This is a genomic window from Clostridia bacterium, assembly GCA_017405765.1.
In the GTDB taxonomy this organism is placed as follows: Bacteria; Bacillota; Clostridia; order Oscillospirales; family RGIG577; genus RGIG577.
On record JAFQZS010000005.1, the window covers coordinates 1 to 23,356 of the forward strand.

Here is a 23,356-nt window from a genome sequence, read left to right on the forward strand (position 1 = left end):
GTTGACGGAAATGCGCGCTAGATGCTAAACTGGTCATGGAAATTCATCTCTTTCACGGTTGATTTGGTGTGGTAACTTCATCATACCATGTTCGAGTTGAATTTCCATTCTCTTTTGTCACATATCATTTGTACCATAACAAAATAGTTCATGTATTTTACAAAAGGCGCTATTATGTGTATAATAAAAATAAACTTAGCTTCGTACATAAAGGGGAGAGATTATTATGACGAAGAATATTACGGAAGTAAAAATACTGGGTCAGACGTATAAAATATGTTCCGAAGAATCGGCGTCCGATACGGCCAGGTTCGCGGCCAAAGTAACAGAAGACATAACGGCGAGCATACAAAACAACAAAAGCGCGGGATCGCTTACTGCAGCCGCTTTAGTAGCTATGGATTATCTCAGCCTGCGCGAAAAGGCAGAGCGTGAGCTTGCGCGAATAAAAAACGATACCTCTTCCGGCGCAGGCGAGGCAGACCGCCTTAAAGAGCAGATAGACGCTTTAAAAAAAGAAAACGAGCTTGCCAAAGAGGAGCTTTCGCGCGCAAAGGAAGAGGTAAGCGAATATAGGGCGCGTATAGTTGTGCTTGAGGACAAGCTCAGCCACGCAAAGAAAAAAGGTGCAAAAAAAGGTGAATAAACCGGAGCTTTTATCGCCGGCAGGCTCGCCGGAGGCGCTTCGCGCCGCCGTGGCGGCGGGGGCCGACGCCGTATATTTGGGAGCGCCGGGCTTTAATGCGCGCGCAGGCGCGCGCGGATTTTGTGAAGAGGAGCTTTTTTCGGCTGTTAAATATGCGCACAAATACGGCGTAAAGGTGCATATAGCGATCAATACGCTGTTTTCCGATATTGAGAGGGACGCTTTTTTAAGCGCCGTGCGTCTCTCGTGCGAGGCGGGGGCCGACGCGCTGATCGTTCAGGATCTCGGAGGGATCTCGCTCATACGAAAATGCGCGCCTAATATGCCCGTTCACGCAAGCACGCAGGCGTCGGTGCATTCGCTTGACGGCGCGCTTGCTTTAGCAAGATTGGGCGCGTCGCGCATTATCCTTGCGCGCGAGCTTTCGCGCGGCGATATTGCGTATATCGCGGCGAACTCTCCCGTAGAAACGGAGGTCTTCGTACACGGCGCGATGTGTATGTCGCATTCGGGTCAGTGCCTTTTTTCCGCTATGATAGCGGGCAGGAGCGGCAACCGCGGACGATGCGGCCAGCCGTGCCGCCTTGCGTATGAAAGAGAGGACAAAAGGCGAGGGGATTTTTTAAGCCTCAAAGATATGTGCCTTGCCGCGTATATAGGCGAACTTTCAAAAACGGGCGTCACTTCTTTAAAGATAGAAGGCCGCCTGAAGCGGCCCGAATACGTTGCGCTTGTAACTGCAGTTTACAGACGCATAATAGACGAGGGCACGCCGCCCACCGAAAAAGAGATGCGAGACCTTGAAACGATATTCTCGCGCGACGGCTTTACCGACGGATATTATACGGGCAAAAAGGGCGCTCATATGTTCGGTATGCACAGAGACAATTCGGATACGCCCGAATACAAGGCGGTGCTCTCCCGCGCGAAGGCTATCTGCGAAAGGGAGCGCGAGGAAAAGAAGAAAAGCATAGATATGAGCTTCAGCGTCAAAGCCGGGCAGAACGCAAGCCTTACCGTGTGCAGCGCGGACGGCCTTGCGGCAAAGGTATCCGGCAGTGTGCCCGAACCGGCAAAAACGCGCGCGCTTTCAGCCGATACGGTGCGCGCTCAGCTTATGAAAACGGGCGGCACGCCTTTTTCGGCAAAAGAGATAAGCCTAGATATAGAAGATGGGCTGTCTATGAAGCTTTCGGAAATAAACAGTATGCGCCGAGCCGCGCTGTCAAAGCTTGAACGCCCGACAGACGATCTTTCAAAAAGCTTTTTTGAACTGCCGTCCGCGGCAGCGCATAAAAGACAAAAAAGCGGGAGCGGCGCTTATGCCGTTTCCGTTTATATAGACGATATAGAACGGCTGCCGAAAGCCTTGGCGGCGGAAGCGGACATAATATATATGCCGCTTGAGACGATATTTGAAAAATGCGAAGCGGCAGAAGATCTTGTGCGAGCCGGACGCCGCGTATTTGTAAAGCTGCCGCGAGTATACTTCGACCGCGAAAAGCCCAAAATAGAAAAAATGCTGTTGTGCGCTAAGAGAATAGGTGTTCAAGGCGCGCTGACCGGAAACATAGGCCAGATACAATTTGTGCGCGCGCTCGGATTTGAAGCACGATGCGGCTTTTCTTTGAACGCATACAATTCATATACGCTGGAAGTTTTAAAGGATATGGACATAAGCGGAGTTATGCTTTCATACGAGCTTACTTTACCGAAAATACGCGCTATGGCAAAGCCCGTTGACACGGAGATACTCATATACGGCCGTCAGGAGCTTATGATAACGGAAAACTGCTTAAACGGCGGCGACGGCGCGCACTGCAATATGTGTAAAGAATACCGCACGCTTACCGACAGACGCGGAGAAAAGTTTTTTGTGCGCGGAGAGTTCGGCTGCCGCACGACTCTTTTAAACGGCCACGTGCTGTATATGATAGACCGCCTGAAAGATTTGGAGAGGCTGGGCGTTTCTCATGTCCGCTTTGACTTCACGGATGAGACCTCGGAACAGATCGAAGCAATATATAAACGATTTAAAGAAAAAAGCGCGGTGCGGCCTTTAGATTTTACACGCGGCCTTTATTATAAGGGCGTGCTGTGACGGAGGATACGATGAAAGAACTTGAAGTAAAATTCGTAAAGCTGAGCAAACGCGCGTGCGTTCCGAAGTACGCGACAGAGGGCGCGGCGGGCGCGGACCTCTTCGCCTGCCTGGATGCGCCTATGACTCTTTCACCGCGTGAGCGCGCGCTCGTACCGACGGGGCTGAAAGTAGGGCTGCCGGAAAATACGGCTGGCTTTGTGTTCGCGCGCAGCGGCCTTGCGCACAGAAAGGGCCTTTCGCTTTCAAACGGAGTGGGCGTTATAGACTGCGACTATACGGGCGAGCTTAAGGTCGCCGTGGTCAATTTGTCCGACACGGCCGTGACCGTGGAGGACGGCGAGCGTATCGCTCAGCTTGTCGTAGCGCCCGTATACCGCGTGGAGTTTAAAGAGACCGACACGCTTGAAAAGACAAAGCGCGGCAGCGGAGGATTTGGCTCAACGGGGACGAAATAACAATATAGACCAAAGGCAGAAAAGGCATTTTTTAAATTTTACGTTTTTTCGTAAAAGATATTGACAAACCTGCGCGGATATATTACAATAACACTTGCCTGTTTTGCAGGTTGGGTCATGGCGGCATAGCTCAGTTGGCTAGAGCATTCGGTTCATACCCGAAGTGTCGTTGGTTCAAATCCGACTGCCGCTACCATTTTTGCGGGAAAGCCGTGCGCTTTCCCGCAAAAAAAGTATAATACGGCCCGTTGGTCAAACGGTTAAGACACCGCCCTTTCACGGCGGAGATAGGAGTTCGATTCTCCTACGGGTCACCATCGGGAGCTTAGCTCAGCTGGGAGAGCATCTGCCTTACAAGCAGAGGGTCACAGGTTCGAGCCCTGTAGCTCCCACCAAAAAAACCTCGTCGTCTGACGAGGTTTTTTTATCATGCGGCCAAAAGGCTTGCGCATAGATCATTATGATGCCATAACTACCTGCGTTTTTAAATACCACGCGATAAGCAGATCGGCAAGCTCGCCGTAGCTTGCGGTGCCGTTCTCCTGTCCCTGAGATTTGAGATACGTGTCGTTTACGCTTTCCGAAAAATCGGAAGCTTTGCCCACATATTTTATGGTATGCTCGCGGTAGAGCTGTATATCGAAGGCCACGCGCTTGTCGAGCGTTTTGGAAAGCTCGTAATACTTATTTAGATTAGTATAATAGAGGCGGTTCGAGAGCACCTGATACGCTTTTACAAGCGCTGAATATCGGAAATCCTCATCCGTAGATTCCATGCATGCGAGAAATGCAAGAAAGCTCGCCTCGTCCTCACGCATGACGCCGTACTGGTGTGCCTTCTCGTGACACGCCGTATACGGGAAGTAAAGGCGTCCGTCCCGAACGTTAACATTTGCCTCGCCCGTATAAGGGAAATAAAAGCCCGATATGAGCAGATAGTTCATAAGCTCGCTCAATTCAACCGTTTTAGGCGTTGTGTAATGTCCGTGAAGGAAATATATATGGTCGGCGTAAGTTTCAAAGACCTCCTGAGATGCGGCCGTAAGCTCACGCGCGCTGCGCGAGGGCGTAAAAGCGCCCTTTTGATCGCGCGCCACCGTGTCGGCGGCGGCGTTGAGCTCGCCCTGTATGTACAGTGCCGTATCGAATAAGACCTGCGCGCTTTGCGGCCTGGTATCGAGCCCCATTTGCTCCTTTATCGGTGTGCGCGCATAATCCACGCCGCAGAACACGAGAAAGAAAAGCCTTATAACAAGCACGAGCGCCAAAAGAAAGACGATATAATTAACAAAAAAGCGTCCCTTGCGGCGCACGCGGATAAAGCGCACGATAAGATAAATAACTGCGCACACGGCGAACACAGCCGCTGCAATTATAAACATTTCGGCAAAGCAAAGCTTGGGATTTGAAAAGACGGAAAACATACGGCCCTTAAGCTCAGCCATTCTCTCCAAGGGGAAGATAGTTTCTGTGAACCGCGTATAATGCCTTCCTGCGTCGATAACGGTACAAAGCACCATTGAAAATATAAATACGATAAAGCGCGGTCTTTTGAAAAATCGCTCTTTCATAAACTCACCTGTCAAAATATTTTATAGCCCGCTTCATATCGTCGGGCATATCGCATTCAAATTTGAGCTGTCGGCCCGAAACAGGATGCGTGAATTCTATCTTATAAGAATGAAGCGCATGGCGCGCGATTATCCCGCAGTCTTTACCGTAGAGGAAATCGCCTGTAAGCGGGTGGCCTATGTGCGCCATATGAACGCGGATCTGATGTGTGCGCCCTGTTTTGGGCGTCACCTCCAAAAGTGTGGCCCCCGAAAACCTTTCAAGCACCCGAAAGTCCGTGCGCGCATACTGTCCGCAAATGTTGACCTCGCGCTTTATTACCGACTCTCCAGCCCGCGCGATAGGCGCTTCCACAGAGCCTGAGTCTTCGGCGATCATGCCGTCGGCTATTGCAAGATACTTCCTTATTATAGCGCCCTCTTTGTGCAGGCGCGCCGCCATATCATGCGCGTAGCTGTTTTTTGCAACAAGCATAAGCCCCGATGTGTTTTTGTCAAGCCTGTTTATCGGGCGAAAAGTGAACGAAAGCCCCTTTGTCATGTAATAATACGCCGTGTGATTTGCAAGCGTATCGTAAAAATGGTCTTGGCTGGGATGCGTAGGAACGCCGGCCGATTTGTTTACAAGAAGTATATCGTCGTCCTCGTAAACAATATCTATACTGCCTTTTACGGGCACGATATTTTGCGAACGCTCGCTTTGGTCGGATATTTTAAGTGTGAGCACGTCGCCCGCTTCGACTTTTTTGACCACATACGCTTTTTCTCCGTTTAAAAGTATGCCGTCCTCGCGGTTCTTTAGCTTGGAGATGAGCCTGGCGGACATAAAAAGCTTCGTTTTTAATATATACTTTATCTCGTGCCCCGAGAGGCTGTCGTCTATGACCAGCGAGACGGTCCGTTCCATTTATTCCACCGCCGCAAGCGCGCCTGTGACGGAATCCATCACAAAGCCGTAAAATTTAACGTCCTTCGGGATAAGCGGATGATTCTTTAAAATATCCAAAGACTGCCGGACCGAGGTTTCCACGTTTTCAAAGCCGGAGAGCCACTTTTCAAAGTCAACGCCGCAGTAGCGCATAAGCTCTATATGCTCGTGGTCAACACCGCGCGCCTTCATGTGCTCTATCATCATTTCGGCATTTACTCCCGAAACGCCGCAGTCGGTATGGCCGATCACCATGACCTCTTCGACGCCCAGCTCAAATATGGCAATGAGCAGACTTCTTACGGCGCTTCCGAAGGGATGTGTAACAACGCCGCCGGCGTTTTTTATTATTTTTACGTCGCCGTTCTTTATGCCCAGCGCCGCCGGCAGAAGCTTTGTAAGCCTCGTGTCCATGCAGGAGAGTATGGCAACCTTTTTGTCGGGATACTTGCTCGTAACATACGGCTCGTACATCTTGTTTGCGACAAAGTTTTTGTTATATTCAAGCATTTCACGTACCATTTATTTTTCTCCCTCCGCTTTTTTCAGAGATTTGGCAAAAGCGACGGCCAAAGCGTCGCAGCGTTCGTTATATTCGTTGTCGGAGTGACCCTTTACCCATTTAAAGTTCACATTGTGTTTTTCCAAAAGGGGAAGCATCTGCTCCCACAGGTCCGTATTGAGCGCGGGAGATTTATCGGCCTTTTTCCAGCCGTTATTCTGCCATGAATATACCCAGCCGCGAGTTACGCTGTCAATAACGTATTTTGAATCGGAATACAGCTCCACGCTGCACGACTCCTTTAAAAGAGAAAGCGCCTCTATAACGGCGCGCATCTCCATACGGTTATTCGTAGTATGCGCCTCGCCGCCCGATATCTCTTTTTTGTGCTCTTTATAGAACAGTATCGCGCCGTATCCGCCGGGACCGGGATTACCGAGGCTCGACCCATCGGTATATATTGTGACTTTTTTCATGATGCTCCGATAAAAAATAAAAAATATTACTTATGGTATATAATCATATCACATGACGCGATATAAATGCAAGACTTACATAAACCTTTAGCGACTGTCCCGTTCCCTCCGAAAGTATGGTTTAAAAAATTCGTCTTGTCTGCAAAGGAAGAGAAGCATATCAAATGAAGTTTTAAAAACCGTGATTCTAAAAGCGGGAGACGCCGTGTTCCCATGTCACAGCTCAATGATCGAACCAACGTCCAAAAGAGGATACCCCGCAAACGAAACGGATCTGACGCCGCGTTCGTTTAAAAAGGCCGCGATCTTTTCGCCGTCGGGATGGGCGTACAGATCGCCGTTTATTATAAGTTCGCCGCCTGTGTACCCCGTGCAGCCGCCGAAAAAGCCGTAGGGCAGGCCGGGGAGCGACACGTGTCCCTCGTGTATTTTTAAGACGGGCAGCTTTCCCGAAAGAGCTCTGAAAATGCCCTCGTCCGCCGTTATCACGCCGCCGGGGAAGACGGCGGCGGAGCATTTCGCATATCCCTGGCGCACGTTTACGGGTACGAGTCCGCGTTCTTTTATGAAGGCGAGCAGGCTTTCCTCCGTATATTTAAGATTATGCACGAAGTATCCGTCCGCTTCGAAAGCGTTGTACGGCACGTCGTGCGGATAAGCCGCGCCGGGGCTTTTGCCGCTAACGTGCCCGACCCCCGCCGCCGAAAGAAGCGGCGAGACCTCGGGCGCGGCGAAAACGCGCCCGCCCGCGCGGCAGACGTATATATCGGCGTGGCTTGCCACGGCAGCGCTCACGGCGGAAAAATCTTCGATCTCCAAAAGCATATGGCCTCTTTTTTTAAGATACTCCTTTACCGGAGCGTACGTTTTATGAGATAATATAATATATGACAATGATATACACCCCTTTTGACCATTCTAACACGAAAGGAAGAATTATGACAGCGCTTCGTGACGAGATAACCGCCCTTTGCCGCTCCCTCGGCGCGTGCGATGTGGGCTTTTTCGATACGTCGCTCGAGCTCGGCCACGGCATAACGGTGGCCGTAAGGCTTTCCGATGCGATAATCGACGAGATAGACGGCGCGCCCACGCTTACGTACTTCAATCATTACAGGAGCGTAAACGCGCTCATAGACCACATACTTCTGCGTGCGGGGCTTCTGCTTTCGGAAAACGGATACCGTTATATAACGGTCGCGGCCTCGCAGAGTATGCCGAACTTAGGCAAATACCGGGGCAGGTTTTCTCATAAGACGGGCGCTGTGCTCTCTGGCATGGGACACGTGGGGCGAAACTGCCTTTTCATACATGAAAAATACGGTCCGCGCGTGAGGCTTGGTACGGTGCTCACCGATTTTGACGCGGGCGTAAAACGCGAAAGCACAGACGCGGCGTATATCTGTACATCGTGCAATAAATGCGTAAGCGCCTGTCCGGCGCAGGCGCTCTACGGTATAGACTTCGACCCCGAAGACCCGGACACGCCGCTCATGGACTACCGCGCCTGCAGCGAGCATATGAAAAAGGCATATCAGCATATAGGACGCGGCGCGGTTTGCGGGATCTGTATGCGCGTATGCCCGAAGGGCGAAAAGAGCCGCGCGAAAAAGAACGATAATAAACGATAATATATAAATATTTTAAGGAGGCATAAACATGGCTACGATGACTTACTTCGACCACGCGTCGCTGAAGCTTAGATCCGATAAGGGAACGGTGATCTATATAGATCCGTTCGCTCCCGGCGATTATTCGGAGCCGGCCGACGTAATTTTAGTCACGCACGACCACTTCGACCACAACCAGACCTCGCTCGTCACGAAAAAGGCGGGCTGCAGAACGATAACCTTCAAAGAGGCGCATGAGGGAGGCGGCTACGGCACGTTCGAAGCGGACGGCGTAAAGATCGAGGCCGTTGCCGCATACAACAAAAATCACAAAAAAGAGGAATGCGTCGGCTTTATCGTAACGCTTGACAATGTGACCGTTTATCACGCGGGCGACACGTCGAAGATCCCCGAGATGGCGGCTCTGGCTGCGCGCAAACTTGACTACGCGCTTCTCCCGATGGACGGATACTACAATATGGGCGCGCCCGAGGCGTCGGAATGCGCCGCGATGATCAAGGCGAAGCATACCGTGCCGATACACGTAGTGCCGCGCGGTCCCGACTCGAAGGGCGTGACCTTCTCGCGAGAAGCCGCCGACAGGCTTTCGTGCGAGGGCAAGCTGATAGTTGAGGCGGGCGAGACGATCACTTTATAAGGAGCAAACAAAATGGCTGTGCTTGATACGATATCATACAAAGACGGACGGCTTCATATAATCGACTGTACGAAGCTTCCGACAGAGCTTAAAATAACGGAGCTTAAAACGCTTGAGGAATGCTTTGACGCGATACGGACGCTTAAGGTGCGCGGCGCGCCGGCTATCGGCGTGGCGGCGGCGTATTCCCTCGCGCTCGTGTCTAACGCGTTGAAAGCGAATACGGCCGAAGAGTATTTAAAGGAGCTCAAAGCGGCGGGCGAATATCTTAAAACGTCGCGTCCGACGGCCGTAAATCTGTTCTGGGCCATAGACAGAGTAACGAATAAGGCGCTCTCTTATGCGGGAGAAAACGTGGCCGCCCTTAAAGCCGCAGTCGAAGCGGAAGCCGTTTCGATACAGCGCGAGGATATAGAGATGTGCCGCATGATAGGCGAATATGGACTTACGCTTCTTTCCGACGGCGACGGCGTGCTCACGCACTGCAACGCGGGCGTGCTTGCGACCTCGAAATACGGCACGGCGACTGCGCCGATGTATCTCGCGCACGAGCGCGGCATGAAGCTTAAGATCTACGCCGACGAGACGAGGCCGCTGCTTCAGGGCGCGCGCATGACCGCGTTCGAGCTTAAAGAGGCGGGACTTGACGTGACGCTCATCTGTGACAACATGGCGGGAATGGTCATGAGCCAAGGAAAAATACAGAAGGTGATAACGGGCGCCGACCGCATCGCGGCGAACGGCGACACGGCAAATAAAATAGGCACGTATTCCGTGGCTGTGCTTGCACGGTATCACGGCATACCGTTTTATATAGCCGCGCCGTCCTCTACGATAGACCTAAACACGCGCACGGGGGCGGACATAAAGATAGAACAGCGAGCGCCCGAGGAGATAACGTGCGGATTCGGACGGCGTACCGCGCCGGAGGGAGTAAAAACGTACAATCCCGCGTTCGACGTGACGCCTCATTCGCTGATATCGGGGATAATAACGGAAAAAGGCGTGATTATGCCCCCGTTCGGCGAAAATCTTCGGAAGATCCTGAAGGGATAACGGCGTTTTTTTAAAAAAATGCACGTCAGGGGCTCGTTTTAATTGACAAAACGTCACGCTTTAGGTTATTATATATGATATAAGGAGGGCTTGTGCCTTGCTTTATAAATTGTGCGCTGAATATTATTTTAATATTTTTAAGGAGGAGATATAATTATGCTTCGTACAAGACAACAGTACTATGAGAAACTTAAGGGAATGAGAGACAACGTTTACATCGGCGGCAAGCTTTTAAACAGAGCCGATCCGCTCGTAAGAGGCGGCGTTAACGTTATCGGCGTTACTTTCGACGCAGCTTTCGATCCCGAGACGAAGGACCTCGTAACCACCACCTCGCACTTAAACGGCGAGCCGATCTCGAGATTCCTTCACGTTTACCAGACTCAGGACGACCTTTACAAGAAGCAGCAGATGCTCCGTAAGCTCTGCCACGTTGTAGGCGGCTGCATCCAGCGCTGCATGGGTACCGACGGTTCGAACGCACTTTATGTTACCACGAAGGAATGCGACGACAAGTACGGCACTCAGTATCATGAGAGATTCAAGAAGTGGCTCGACTTCGCACAGAGAAACGACCTCGTTGTAAACTGCGCGCAGACCGACGTTAAGGGTGACCGTTCCAAGAGACCGTTCGAGCAGGTCGACCCGGACCTCTATGTAAGAATAGTTGAGAGAAGAGAAGACGGTATCGTTGTATGCGGCTGTAAGGCACACAACACCATCGCTCCGTACGCTGACGAGATCCTCGTTATCCCGACCCGTCTCATGAGCGAGAACGATAAGGACTGGGCAGTTGCATTCGCGATCCCCGCTGACGCCGAGGGTGTATCGCTCGTTTGCCGCTCGACCTCGAGCCGTCCGAGAAAGCACATCAAGGCTCCTTACAACTACTATGGCATGTGCGACTCCATGACCGTATTCGATCATGTATTCATCCCGAACGAGAGAGTATTCATGAACGGCGAGTACAAGTTCGCAGGCCGTCTGGCACTCTCCTTCGCAAACAACCACAGATTCAGCTACTGCGGCTGCAAGCCGGCTGTTACCGACGTTATCATGGGCGCTACCGCACTCGTTGCTGACTGCAACGGTATAGCTAAGGCGGGCCACGTTAAGGATGAGCTCACTGAGATGGCTATCATCGCAGAGCTCGTTTACGGCGCAGGTATCGCATCGGCTGCTACCTCGAACGTAACCTCGTCCGGCGCTTACGAGCCGAACTTCCTCTACACCAACTGCGGCAGATACCATGCAGGCATGAACATCTACCATGAGTATGACGTTCTTGCTTCCATCGCAGGCGGATTCCCGGCAACCATGCCGCCCGAGGACGACTACTTCAACCCGGCAACGAAGGAATACATGGACAAGTACATCATGAGAAATCCCGAGTTCACCGCAGAGGATACTCACAGACTGTTCAGATTTATCTCCGACCTGTCCGTATCGGCACACTGCGGCGTATCCCAGTATGCGGGCGTACACGGCGGCGGCTCACCTGTTATGGAGAGAATCGGTATCCGCGGCTTCTATGATTTCGAGTCCAAGAAGCAGATCATAAGAGACCTCGCAGGTATCACCAACAAGAACAGCCTCCACAAGGGCGTAATGGAAGACAATAAATAATTGATTTGATAGTCAGCATGCTACATAATCCGACAGGCGAAAGCCTGTCGGATTATGGCATTAAAAAATTAAATATCAGGAGGTAGATTCCAATGTACATTCCCAAGTTTGATCTTACCGGCAAAGTTGCCATAGTTACCGGCGGCGGCCGCGGTATCGGCCTCGCAATAGCTCAGACCTTCGCGGCATACGGCGCAAAGGTAGTTATCGCCGAGATCCTCGAAGATATCTGCGACAAGGCCGCTGCAGACATCGCCAAGGAATTCGGCGTTGAGACGCTGGCAATTCACACCGACGTAAGAAAGATAGCAGACCTTGACAACATGGTAGCAAAGACCATGGAGAAGTTCGGCAGAATAGACATTCTCGTAAACAATGCAGGCGTAGGCATCACGAAGAAGATCGTAAAGGCTAAGCCGGACGGCGACAAGTACGCTGTAAAGGATATGCTCAACGAGGAAGAGTGGCATTATGTTGTTGACACCGACTTAAAAGCTGTTATGTTTGCAGCTCAGAGAGTCGTTAAGGCCATGATAGAGAACGGCATCCAGGGCAACATCATAAATATCGCATCCGTTGGCGGTATCGTTGCATCCTCCGCTATCAACCCGTACCTCGCGGCTAAGGCAGGCGTTATCCACATGACGAAGGGTATGGTTCTTGAGTGGGCAAGATACGGCATTCGCATCAATGCGATCGCACCCGGCTACGTAAGAACTCCCATGACCGAGGGCACCCTCCAGAACGAGAGAGCTTACAACTCGATCACCTCGCACGTTCCGAGCGTTAAGAAGATCGGCGAGCCTATGGATATTGCTGCAGCCGCACTTTATCTCGCATCCGACGCTGCAGAGTGGACTAACGGTATCACCATCCCCGTTGACGGCGGCCGCGTAGTTTGGTAAGACATGATTTTGTCGGCAGAGGCCGACGTTATATGAAAAACGCAAAGCGAAAGCTTTGCGTTTTTTGTTTTTATGCGGGGGCGGGGTGTGTTTGGCGCATAATGAGCGGAGCTTGGGAAAGTGAATCAAATAATTAAACTTTGTAGTTTGTTCCAAAGTTTGCTTTCAATATGCGCCCGTAAATGCCTTTATTTAGTTATAATAAACAAAAAATCATGAATATCTTCAAAAACATATACGCAATTAAAGCAAAAAAAACGATGGAAAACAACTTTTTGCATAAAAATACCAGAAACGACAAAGATTTTGAGATTGACAAAAGTATATCATATACGTTATCATAATGACACGATACGGCAGTATCCCATGTTTGCAGTGTGCGCAAACGAAAACCTATTATTATTTTTAAGGAGGAGATATAAGATGCTTCGTACAAAAGAACAGTATTTTGAGAAACTCAAGGGAATGAGAAAGAATGTTTACATCGGCGGCAGACTCTTGGAAAGAGACGACCCGCTTTTGGAGGGCGGCGAGAATGTTATAGGTATGACCTTTGACACTGCTCTCGATCCCGAGACCGAAGACCTGGTAACCGCAACTTCGCATTTGAACGGTGAAAAAATCTCCCGCTTCCTTCACATTTATCAGAATAAGGAAGACCTTTACAAGAAGCAGCAGATGCTTCGCCAGCTCTGCCACATCGTTGGCGGCTGTGCACAGCGCTGCATGGGTACCGACGGTTCGAATGCGCTCTACGTTACCACGAAGGAAATCGACGATAAGATGGGTACCCAGTATCATGAGAGATTCAAGAAGTGGCTTGACTACGCTCAGAAGAACGACCTCGTTGTAAACTGCGCGCAGACCGACGTTAAGGGCGACCGCTCCAAGAGGCCTTCCGAGCAGGTCGACCCGGATCTCTATGTAAGAGTTGTTGAGAGAAGGGAAGACGGCGTTGTGGTATGCGGCTGTAAGGCACACAACACCATCGCTCCCTATGCAGATGAGCTTCTTGTAATACCGACCCGTATGATGAAGGAAGACGATAAGGACTGGGCTATCGCATTCGCGATCCCCGCTGACGCCGAGGGCGTATCGCTCGTTTGCCGCTCGACCTCCGCCCGTCCGAGAAAGCACATCGACGCTCCGTACAACCACTACGGTATGTGCGACTCCATGACCGTTCTCGATCATGTATTCGTACCGAACGAGAGAATATTCATGAACGGCGAGTTTAAGTTCGCAGGCCGTCTGGCACTCTCCTTCGCAAACAACCACAGATTCAGCTACTGCGGCTGCAAGCCGGCTGTTACCGACGTTCTTATGGGCGCTACCGCACTCGTTGCAGATTACAACGGTATAGCTAAGGCGGGCCACGTTAAGGACGAACTCACTGAGATGGCTATCGTGGCGGAGCTCGTATACGGCGCGGGCATTGCGTCGGCTACGACCGCGAATATAACATCGTCCGGCGCTTACGAGCCGAACTTCCTCTACACCAACTGCGGAAGATACCATGCGGGCATGAACATCTACCACGAGTATGACGTTCTTGCTTCCATCGCAGGCGGATTCCCGGCAACCATGCCGCCCGAGGACGACTACTTCAACCCGGCAACGAAGGAATACATGGACAAGTACATCATGAGAAATCCCGAGTTCACCGCAGAGCAGACTCACAGACTGTTCAGATTCATCGCTGACTACTCCGTATCGGCAGCATGCGGCGTTCACCAGTATGCAGGCGTACACGGCGGCGGTTCGCCCGTTATGGAGAGAATCGGTATCCGCGGCTTCTACGATTTCGAGTCCAAGAAGCAGATCATAAGAGACCTCGCAGGTATCACCGAGAACTGCAAGTTCCACAAGGCAGTAATGAAGAAGTAATTGATTTAATAATCGGAACAGCACATAATCCGACAGGCGAAAGCCTGTCGGATTATGGCATTAAAAAATTAAATATCAGGAGGTAGATTCCAATGAACATTCCTAAGTTTGACCTTACGGGCAAGGTTGCAATAGTTACCGGCGGCGGCCGCGGTATCGGTCTTGCAATAGCTCAGACGTTTGCGGCATACGGCGCAAAGGTAGTTATAGCCGAGATCTTAGAGGACATCTGCGACAAGGCTGCAGCGGACATCGCAAAGGAATTCGGCGTTGAGACGCTGGCAATTCACACCGACGTAAGAAAGATAGCAGACCTTGACAACATGGTAGCAAAGACCATGGAGAAGTTCGGCAGGATAGATATTCTCGTAAACAACGCAGGCGTAGGCGTAACGAAGAAGATCGTAAAGGCAAAGCCGGACGGCGACAAGTATGCCGTAAAGGATATGCTGAGCGAAGAAGAGTGGCATTACGTAGTTGACACCGACTTAAAGGCCGTAATGTTTGCGGCACAGAGAGTCGTTAAGGCTATGATAGAGAACGGCATCCAGGGCAACATCATCAACATCGCCTCCGTAGGCGGCATCGTTGCATCTTCGGCGATAAACCCGTACCTTGCGGCTAAGGCAGGCGTTATCCACATGACGAAGGGCATGGTTCTTGAGTGGGCAAGATACGGCATCCGCATCAATGCGATTGCACCCGGCTACGTAAGAACTCCTATGACCGAGGGCACGCTCCAGAACGAGAGAGCATACACCTCCATCACTTCTCACGTACCGAGCTTAAAGAAGATAGGCGAGCCCATGGACATCGCTGCGGCAGCGCTTTATCTTGCATCCGACGCAGCAGAGTGGACGAACGGCATCACGATACCGGTAGACGGCGGCCGCGTAGTTTGGTAAGAACAACTTATCTTCAAAAACGATATGCGAAAAAACGCAAAGCAATCGCTTTGCGTTTTTTATTTGGGGATAAAACCTCTAAAAGCAGCGCTTTTGCGTCGAAAGCACGCCCCGCCGCAGACGGCAGGGCGGCGCTCGGCACGGTCACGTCCGCCGCGCGTGAGCATCTATGCAAAAAAGCAAAAAACATTAAAAAATTACCTCTTTATATTTATATATGGTATGCTATAATATATAAATATAAAGGGCTTTGCCCAAATTTCGGAAAGGAGAAGATATTATGCTTGACAACATCGGAGGAGACGTAAAGAAACTTTTGCTCGCATCGCTCGGAGCGGCTGCAATGACGGCGGAAAAGGCAAAGGATATAACCGACGAGCTCGTTAAAAAAGGAGAGATCACGCTGGAACAGGGCAAAACGCTCAACGAGGAGCTTTCGCGCCGCCTAAAGCGCGACAGCGCGCCTGCTTCCGACAGCGACGAGCCTACTGCCGACGACGTTATGAAAATGCTCAAAAAGCTTTCGCCCGAAGAGCTGCTCACGCTTCAGGGCAGGCTTGACGAAGTTTTAAACGGCGATGAGTGATACCGGCGAAAAGACTCAGGTAAGCAATCGCGCCCGGATACGTGAAATAATCGCGATACTTGCCCGCCGGGGAGTAATATCGGGCATGACGCCCGAAAAACTGCGGCTCGTTATCGAGGATATGGGCCCCGGCTTCGTAAAGCTGGGGCAGATACTTTCGATGAGGAGGGACATCCTGAGCGCGGAGTACTGCGAAGAGCTGTCACATCTTCGCACCGACGTGCGCACGCTCGATTTCGAGGCCATGCGCGAGGTCATCGAGCAGGATTACGGTATGCCCATCGAGAAGCGTTTTTCCTCGTTTACGACGGAGCCGACAGGCAGCGCGTCTATAGCGCAGGTATATCCGGCCGTAACTAACGGAAAAAATCGTGTAGTCGTTAAGGTGCAGCGTCCCGGCATGCGCGACGCCATGCGTCGCGATATCGAGTTTTTAAAGAGAATAACGCGCCTGCTTTCGCTAGACAGGCGCGCCGGAAACGTATTCAGTATAGAAGATATTCTTGACGAGCTTCTTTTTGCGGCCGAGCAGGAGACCGATTTTATACGTGAAGCCGAAAACATGCGCGAATTTGCCGAATTGAACAGCGATGTAAAATTCATATCGGCGCCGAAGGTGTATAAAAGCCTCACGACTCAGCGGGTCATCGTTATGGAGCGCATTGACGGGATAAAGATCGACGACCGCGAAGCGCTTTTGGAGGCAGGCTACGACCCTGAGGAGATAGGCCATAAGCTCGCCAGCAATTACATAAAGCAAATGTTCACGGACGGCTTTTTCCACGCTGATCCGCATCCCGGCAACATATATATCCGCGACGGGCGTATAGTGTATATCGACATGGGCATGATGGGGCGCCTTACGGAAAGGGACCGCCGCCTGTTTCGAAACGCTGTTTTTGCCATTGTACAGGGCGACGCCGCAGAGCTTAAAAGCCTTTTGCTTCTTTTGGGTTCGGCCCAGGGCGAAATAGACCACGCGAAGCTTTTGGCCGACGTGGGAGACCTGCTCGCGCGCTACGCCGCAGTAGATATGGGAAAGATAAATATAGGCCAGGCCGTGGAGGATTTTGTTGTTATGGCGGGCTCGCACGGGATAACCATGTCGCGCGGCATAACGATGATAGGGCGCGGACTTCTCACGCTTGAGGGCGTACTTACTCAGCTTTCGCCCGATATAAGTATATTGAACATTGCGGCTGAGTATATGCAGAGCGATATCGTTAAGGATATCGACGTAAAAAAGACGCTCATGTCGATTGCAAAGTCGGCGTATTATATAGCGAAGAAGTCTGAAAGCATACCCGTGAACACGGCGGAGCTTTTAAGGCTTGCGATCACTGGCGAGGCAAAGATAAACATAAAGAATACCGAAAGCGAAGAGTATCGGCGTGAGATATCGCGCGGCTCGGGACGCATTGCCGCATCCGTCGCGGCGGCGGGGCTTTTTATCGCTGCAAGCATACTCTGCTTTTCGTCGCTTCCGCAGGTGTTGTGGGGAATGAGCGTGCCGACGCTGGTGGGTTACGCGCTTGCGCTTTTGCTTATGATACGAGTCATAAGAAGATAAAGGATATCGGGCTTTTTTAAAGCGCGGTGTCCTTTATGATTTTAAAGAGAGAAAAAGTATCTCACCACAGGGAAGGCGACAAGAAGCATTTAAAGAGGCGACCCAAAACCGCCGATGCGTTCCAAAGCGGTTTGGCGGCGATCATACGCCTTATATGAAAATAGGAAAAAGTTTCAACTGCAAAATCAAAACTTTTTTCTTAAATTTTTCGTCAGAATATCCGAAAAAGCATTTGCGTGCGTATTTGGCTTGACGGACAAATATTTTTCTGATAAATTACTTATGCCGCAGTATTGCGCGGCAGACGCCTTTTTGCGATAATCAGAGAATAAGCGATGTTTTTTTAAACTAACGAATGGAGCTGATCATCATTAAAGCAAAGAAAAAATCGAAAAAAGTTGTAGGTATAATAATACTTATAATAGTAGTGATCTTGGCGGTGCTGCTTATTGCGAACCGCGATATGTTTGAATATTTTAAGTACGCCCGAACGGATGAAGCCAAAATCGAAGCTGAGCAGGAACGCCTGACAGAAGAGCAGAACCAGATGAAAGAAGATTACGACATCCCCGACATTGCGCTTTCCGATGAAGAGATAGCCGCTATAGAAAGCGGCGAAACGACTGCCGAAGAAGTGGCGCAGGGCATCATCTCCGGCTCGTCTTCATCGGCTCAGACTGACGAAAGCGGCACATCGTCGAATTCGGGCACATCGTCTAACACAGGTACGTCGTCCAACACAGGCACGTCGTCCGGCACAGGCACGTCCGAGGGACAGACCGACGCGTCACAGACTCAGACTGACGAAAACGACGCATCTTCAAACGATGATACGTCGGAACAGGATAGCAGCGATTCGCAAAACAGCGAAAAAGACGAGACACAGGCGCAGATACAGTCGCTCCTTACGCAGATCTATGTGCTTCAGGCCTCGTTCGAGAGCCGCACCGGCGCGCTTATCGAACAGATGAAGCATGAGTTCTGGTCGCTTCCGAAGGATGAACAGACAACTGCGAACAAGATGAAGGTGGTAAGATCGTATATGTCCCAGGTCTCCGCCGTTGAAAACGAATGCGATTCACAGATGAGTTCGCTCATATCAAAAATAAGGGAGCTTGACCCCGATCTCGCTTCGCAGATAGAAAGCAACTACGAAGACATAAAAGCAAACACGAAAGCAAGCCTTATTTCGCAATATTCATAAAAATCGGGCTGAAAATTTGCACATTTGTAACATAATTGTAACTTGATATTTATGACAGTATTATGTTAATATAAAATATATCTCTGTATTATATGATATCAGGGCTTTTTTGACGCGTATTGACGCGTCGCTTATAACGGTTTTTAAAGGATCGAAAATGAAATCGCCGGCGATCCTTTGAAAATATATCAAAAAAACGGATACGCTTTCGCATTACGGAGGCGACCGAATATTAGGGAGGATTTAGTATGAAAAAGAATTTCATGCGAGTTCTCTGCATAGTGTTGACGATAGCAATACTTGCAGTCGTACCTGCAATGGCGGCTGGTCATGACCAGTTTACGGACGTTGTAGACGATTCTTGGTATGTGCCTTACGTTGACTTCGTTGCAGAGCACAATTACATGAACGGCATTTCGGCAACCGAATTTGCACCCGACATGAACATGACCCGTGCAATGTTCGTAACAGTTCTTTCGCGTCTCGAGACTGAGACGGTGAACCCGCAGGCGGAAACTCAGTTTACCGACTGCGAAGTAGGTTCCTGGTACAACGGCGGCGTTGACTGGGCAGTAAGCAAGAGTATAGTAAACGGTACGTCCGATACTACGTTCTCGCCCGATCTCGCTATCACCCGTCAGGAACTGGCAACCATGATCGGCCGCTATGTTTCTTACGTTGAGAAGCAGTACAACAAGAAGCACGTTGACGAAGGTACGGTTATCAACTTCGGCGACGCAGCTCAGATCGCCGAGTGGGCAAAGAATGATGTAAACATCGCAGTTTCCAGAGGCCTTATCGTCGGCGACGAAAACTCCAACTTCAGACCTCTTGACAACGCTACCCGCGCAGAAGTTGCAGCAGTAGTTTACCGTCTGCACTGGTATAAGGTTTCCGTTTCCTCCGGCGGCGGCGGAGGCGGCGGTGGCGGCGGCGGTGGAGGCACCACCTACTACAAGACCGAGTTCACCTTCACTCACCCCGTATCCGGCGTTCCCATGATCAATCTTTACGTGAACAACACCATCGGCGATAACCTCTTAAAGGGCACCGATACCGTAAGAACGGGCGTTGAAGACCTTCTTAAGGACGTTAGCGGCGCAAAGAAGGACTACGACAACCAGACTTATATCGACAACTCGATAAACACTCTTCTCAATAAGACGAAGAGCCGCACCGAGTCCATCACGGCACAGCTTCCCGATGATTTCGGCAAGACGACCGCAACCGTTCCGGCAGGCACCGTTGTTGCTGACGGCACCGTAGCAGCCGACACTGACATCACCATTACCATGAGCGACAAGCGCGCAGCTATCGCGGTTGCGACCGACGCTTCCAACCTCGTTTCCGCTAAGGCATACCTCGAGGTTGACGTAAGCGCTATGACGCTTGCAGACGTTGCTGCAGACAACACCTCTAAGGCAACGCTCGCTCCCGCAAAGCTTGATGCAAACTGCAACCCCTCCGCAACTGCTATCGTTGCAGCGAAGGACGTTGACCTTGCAAAGTACTTCAACAAGCTCGACTCCAAGATCCAGACGGGCATCGATGAAGTTTACGATTACATGACCGACAGTACTGTTGTTGCAGGATCCTTACAGGGTATCATTAAAGAATATGCTAGCAATGCAGACATAAAGACAGCTGTAAACGCACTTTCTGCCGACTTTGTAGTTACCGAGTTCATGCAGTATTCCGGCACCGGCGTTAAGCCGCTGACCGCAGCCCAGTATGAGGCTTGGGCAAATAAGGTGCTTGGCGACATCGAGGCGCTTGCAGACGCTTTTGAAACGGCAGAGAAAGACAAGACTGTCCGCCAGGCCAAGATCCAGAGCATCCTTGACGAGCTGCAGACCGAGCTTGCAAAGGGCGGCGTTACCGTTACCTACGCTCCCAACAGCGCAAAGGTAGCTCAGATAATGGCTGACAAGACCACGAATATGGCTCAGGCGTCCGGCACGACCATAACCATAACTTACACTGCAGCAGGTACGCTTTCGACGGCAACGACCGACAACGGCGTTCTTGCAGATGCAAAGAGCATCCCTGTATTCAATAAGGCATACAACAAGGTAAAGGCTTCTTACGGCCCCGGTCTTGACAACCTTATGAACGCAGTATGCGACGCATTGTTCGATACGACCGGTACCGTTGCAGGTGCAGGCACCTATACTGCTACGCTGGTTATCGACAAAAACTAAATATTGATTGCCGCTTGGCAGCATAGTAAAATCAGAAATATGACATGAAGGCTGGCCGACACTGTTTAGAAGCTAATAAAGATTCAAATGGTGTCGGCTTTGCTCAAAATTGGAGGAAAAACATAACATGCGTAAAAAAATAACGGCAGTTATCGCCGGCGCTGTCTGTGCAGTAATGCTTGCAGGCACGGCGCTTGCGGCCGATCTCCCCTTTACGGACGTGCCGGGCGACGCTTGGTATACGGAAGACGTAACGTATGCATATGAAAACGGACTCTTCTCGGGCACCACAGAGGACACTTTCAGCCCCGATAATTACATGACGCGCGGCATGTTTGTGACCGTATTAAAGAGACAGACAGACAATATGGGCATGAGCACAGAAGTTTCTTCTGCTGCGGGCTTTAACGACGTAGCTTCCACGGCCTATTATTACGACGCAGTCAACTGGGCCGCCGCAAACGGCATAGTTACCGGCAAGGACGCCGCTACCTTTGCTCCCAATGAGAACGTGACCCGCGAGCAGATGTGCGCGATCATCGTGCGCTACATGAGGGATTACTTAAAGCTCGACCTTTCGCAGTACGAGGGCGACGTTTCTTTCGCTGACGCAGCCGACATTTCGTCTTATGCCGCTTCGGCTGTTGCAATAGCTCAGAATGCCGGTATCGTAAACGGCTATGATTTAAACGGCGAGCCCGTATTCAATCCCCGGGGCAACGCTACGCGCGCTGCAGTTGCAAAGGTGATCCACATAGAGAGCCAAGTTGTTGCAGCATTAAACGGCACGGCAAGCGAGGACACGAATAATACAGATACCGAGAACAACACCGACAATAACGACAATAACGACAATAACGACAATACCGATAAAACCGACGCGAAGGATAACTCCGGCTCAAGCTCCGGAGGCGGCGGCGGAGGCGGCTCCGACGAACCGAGCAACGCACCGACTGCGGAAGACATAGCTCAGGAGAAGGTCATCGCCGATTACCTCCAGCAGATCGTTAACAAGTATCCCCGTCTGGCTTCTACCGACGATACCGCATATGCATGCCTCGGCAAGCTTGTAGAGACTTTGCAGGCAGCGCTTGATGCACACAATAACGGAGTATTCCTCGATCGTGCATACATTGACTTGCATTACGGCGCTCAGATGGCCAATGTGAAGGCTGAATACAGATCAATGACCGAGGACCAGCAGGGCGCATTCAAAAACATGGGCGCGCGCCTTGCGACTACCGAGGTGCTCGAAACCTTATTTGATTATTTCGGTTTCAGCACGGCGGCAATATCCTAAACGTATAGAGTTCTCTTGGGGCTGCGCGGGCAGCGCGCGGCCCCAATTTGAACGGCAATGAATTGGACTGATTACAATGGCAGATACGAGCGTACAGATAACCGTTATCGTTACTGTGTTCAATAAAGAAAACGAGATCGAAGCGTGTATTGAAAGTCTTAAAAGGCAAGGTGACAAGCGTTTCAAGGTCATTGTTGCTGATGACGGCTCTTCAGATAGAAGCCCGGAAATAATACGTGCGTCGGCCGAAGGATGTGAATGGATACGCACCGTATTCATGCCGCACAGCGGTGTTTTTGCAGCCCGCAATGCGGCGCTCGCTATGACAGATACGCGGTACGTCGTGTTTTTGGACGGAGACGACCGCTTGACTGAGAACGCAGTATCTCTTCTTAATTCGCTGATTGCCGAGGGTCAATTCGACCTTACGGTTTTCGGCTTTTCTCACGTTATGCCCGACGGAAGCATGTACGCCTGTCCCAAGTTCGAGCGCGAATTTAAAACAAGAGAAGAGATCCTTGATCACTTTGTTGAGATGTGGGATACGGGCCTTATGTATTCCGCGTGCAACAAGCTGTTCGACATGGATATCGTTAAACGTATAGGCCTCTCTTTCGAGCCGATCGATTTCGGTGAGGACGTGGCCTTTTGCCGCAGTTATCTGAAAGAGTGCCGATCGCTTCGTTTCACAGCGCAGAACGTATATCTTTACACTTATCACAAGAGCGGTTCGCTCAGCACGAAATACAGAGACGACCTTTTTGAAAGAAGGCTTAGGGAGCACAAAGAAATGACGGCCTTCTTTAACGAAATGGGTATTCCCCGGAGCGTTTATCGCGAGTTTCTCTCGCGCCGCCATATCGAGCGCGTAGTAGGATGTATAGAAAACGAGAACTCCCCGGCGAATACTCGTTCACAGAGCGAGAAATACAGGCGCGTAAAGCGCATGGCCGCGGACGAATATACGCAGGAATGCGCAAAATACGCCGAAAAATCCGGCAAAAAAATGAAGTTTATTATAAACCTCATAAAGAAAAAGAAATTTTTGATGGTCTACATGATGGGCGTCGTTATGGCGTTCAGCCGCAGCCGACTGCCCCGAATGTTTGCCCGTCTGAAATATACGTCGCGCGCATAAGGCGCGTAAAAACCTGTTAAACGGAAGG

General features: G+C 50.8%; 21 protein-coding genes and 3 tRNA genes. 19 read left to right on the plus strand and 5 right to left on the minus strand.

Annotated elements, in window-relative coordinates; genetic code table 11:
* The first annotated feature begins 226 nt into the window (after positions 1 to 226).
* The 6 genes from zapA (at position 227) to IJG50_01105 (ending at position 3,600) form a co-directional block, all read left to right on the plus strand.
* Positions 227 to 646 (plus strand): cell division protein ZapA, encoded by a 420-nt coding sequence (gene zapA / locus IJG50_01080; GenBank protein MBQ3378440.1) that lies wholly within the window; start codon positions 227 to 229, stop codon positions 644 to 646.
* Positions 639 to 2,747 carry a U32 family peptidase gene (locus IJG50_01085; protein MBQ3378441.1) on the plus strand — a complete coding sequence of 703 codons (2,109 nt, stop codon included), beginning with the start codon at positions 639 to 641 and terminating at the stop codon, positions 2,745 to 2,747. The genes zapA and IJG50_01085 overlap by 8 nt, the downstream gene beginning before the upstream one ends.
* A gap of 11 nt (positions 2,748 to 2,758) precedes the next feature.
* Positions 2,759 to 3,205, plus strand: a complete 447-nt coding sequence (gene dut / locus IJG50_01090; GenBank protein ID MBQ3378442.1) for a dUTP diphosphatase — start codon at positions 2,759 to 2,761, stop codon at positions 3,203 to 3,205.
* Positions 3,206 to 3,324: 119 nt separating this feature from the next.
* A tRNA-Met gene (locus IJG50_01095) sits at positions 3,325 to 3,401 on the plus strand.
* Positions 3,402 to 3,447: 46 nt separating this feature from the next.
* Positions 3,448 to 3,522: transfer RNA gene (locus IJG50_01100), tRNA-Glu, on the plus strand.
* A gap of 2 nt (positions 3,523 to 3,524) precedes the next feature.
* Positions 3,525 to 3,600: transfer RNA gene (locus IJG50_01105), tRNA-Val, on the plus strand.
* 63 nt (positions 3,601 to 3,663) lie between these two features.
* Here the strand turns inward: IJG50_01105 and IJG50_01110 are convergent.
* The 5 genes from IJG50_01110 to IJG50_01130 all read right to left on the minus strand — a co-directional run bounded on the left by IJG50_01110 (position 3,664) and on the right by IJG50_01130 (position 7,576).
* A complete protein-coding gene (locus tag IJG50_01110; GenBank protein ID MBQ3378443.1) occupies positions 3,664 to 4,776 on the minus strand; it encodes a DUF3810 domain-containing protein in 1,113 nt (370 codons plus the stop codon).
* Positions 4,777 to 4,780: 4 nt separating this feature from the next.
* On the minus strand, positions 4,781 to 5,683 hold the full coding sequence (locus IJG50_01115; GenBank protein MBQ3378444.1) for an RluA family pseudouridine synthase: 903 nt from the start codon (positions 5,681 to 5,683) through the stop codon (positions 4,781 to 4,783).
* Positions 5,684 to 6,226, minus strand: a complete 543-nt coding sequence (locus tag IJG50_01120; GenBank protein MBQ3378445.1) for a carbonic anhydrase — start codon at positions 6,224 to 6,226, stop codon at positions 5,684 to 5,686.
* A complete protein-coding gene (gene rnhA / locus IJG50_01125) occupies positions 6,227 to 6,682 on the minus strand; it encodes a ribonuclease HI (GenBank protein ID MBQ3378446.1) in 456 nt (151 codons plus the stop codon).
* A gap of 216 nt (positions 6,683 to 6,898) precedes the next feature.
* Complete coding sequence (locus IJG50_01130) at positions 6,899 to 7,576, minus strand: hypothetical protein (protein ID MBQ3378447.1); 678 nt, start codon at positions 7,574 to 7,576, stop codon at positions 6,899 to 6,901.
* Between the two features lie 44 nt (positions 7,577 to 7,620).
* Here IJG50_01130 and IJG50_01135 point away from each other — a divergent pair, with 44 nt between their 5' ends.
* From IJG50_01135 to IJG50_01195, 13 genes are all read left to right on the plus strand, one after another.
* Complete coding sequence (locus IJG50_01135; protein ID MBQ3378448.1) at positions 7,621 to 8,313, plus strand: epoxyqueuosine reductase; 693 nt, start codon at positions 7,621 to 7,623, stop codon at positions 8,311 to 8,313.
* Between the two features lie 28 nt (positions 8,314 to 8,341).
* Positions 8,342 to 8,950 carry an MBL fold metallo-hydrolase gene (locus tag IJG50_01140; GenBank protein MBQ3378449.1) on the plus strand — a complete coding sequence of 203 codons (609 nt, stop codon included), beginning with the start codon at positions 8,342 to 8,344 and terminating at the stop codon, positions 8,948 to 8,950.
* A gap of 12 nt (positions 8,951 to 8,962) precedes the next feature.
* On the plus strand, positions 8,963 to 10,006 hold the full coding sequence (gene mtnA, locus IJG50_01145; GenBank protein ID MBQ3378450.1) for an S-methyl-5-thioribose-1-phosphate isomerase: 1,044 nt from the start codon (positions 8,963 to 8,965) through the stop codon (positions 10,004 to 10,006).
* A gap of 156 nt (positions 10,007 to 10,162) precedes the next feature.
* A complete protein-coding gene (locus IJG50_01150) occupies positions 10,163 to 11,632 on the plus strand; it encodes an aromatic ring hydroxylase (GenBank protein MBQ3378451.1) in 1,470 nt (489 codons plus the stop codon).
* A gap of 92 nt (positions 11,633 to 11,724) precedes the next feature.
* Complete coding sequence (locus IJG50_01155; protein ID MBQ3378452.1) at positions 11,725 to 12,537, plus strand: SDR family oxidoreductase; 813 nt, start codon at positions 11,725 to 11,727, stop codon at positions 12,535 to 12,537.
* A gap of 423 nt (positions 12,538 to 12,960) precedes the next feature.
* Positions 12,961 to 14,424, plus strand: coding sequence for an aromatic ring hydroxylase (locus tag IJG50_01160; GenBank protein MBQ3378453.1), 1,464 nt, complete (start codon positions 12,961 to 12,963; stop codon positions 14,422 to 14,424).
* Between the two features lie 92 nt (positions 14,425 to 14,516).
* Positions 14,517 to 15,329 (plus strand): SDR family oxidoreductase, encoded by an 813-nt coding sequence (locus IJG50_01165; protein MBQ3378454.1) that lies wholly within the window; start codon positions 14,517 to 14,519, stop codon positions 15,327 to 15,329.
* A gap of 280 nt (positions 15,330 to 15,609) precedes the next feature.
* Complete coding sequence (locus IJG50_01170) at positions 15,610 to 15,915, plus strand: aspartyl beta-hydroxylase (GenBank protein MBQ3378455.1); 306 nt, start codon at positions 15,610 to 15,612, stop codon at positions 15,913 to 15,915.
* Complete coding sequence (locus IJG50_01175) at positions 15,908 to 17,485, plus strand: AarF/ABC1/UbiB kinase family protein (GenBank protein ID MBQ3378456.1); 1,578 nt, start codon at positions 15,908 to 15,910, stop codon at positions 17,483 to 17,485. Before IJG50_01170 ends, IJG50_01175 begins: the two co-directional genes overlap by 8 nt.
* Positions 17,486 to 17,840: 355 nt before the next feature.
* Complete coding sequence (locus tag IJG50_01180; GenBank protein MBQ3378457.1) at positions 17,841 to 18,689, plus strand: hypothetical protein; 849 nt, start codon at positions 17,841 to 17,843, stop codon at positions 18,687 to 18,689.
* A 248-nt stretch (positions 18,690 to 18,937) separates the two neighbouring features.
* The gene (locus IJG50_01185) at positions 18,938 to 20,890 is read left to right on the plus strand and encodes an S-layer homology domain-containing protein (protein MBQ3378458.1); all 1,953 of its coding nucleotides are present in this window, start codon (positions 18,938 to 18,940) and stop codon (positions 20,888 to 20,890) included.
* A gap of 127 nt (positions 20,891 to 21,017) precedes the next feature.
* Complete coding sequence (locus tag IJG50_01190; protein ID MBQ3378459.1) at positions 21,018 to 22,190, plus strand: S-layer homology domain-containing protein; 1,173 nt, start codon at positions 21,018 to 21,020, stop codon at positions 22,188 to 22,190.
* Between the two features lie 76 nt (positions 22,191 to 22,266).
* Positions 22,267 to 23,328 (plus strand): glycosyltransferase family 2 protein, encoded by a 1,062-nt coding sequence (locus IJG50_01195; GenBank protein ID MBQ3378460.1) that lies wholly within the window; start codon positions 22,267 to 22,269, stop codon positions 23,326 to 23,328.
* The last annotated feature ends 28 nt before the right edge of the window (positions 23,329 to 23,356 follow it).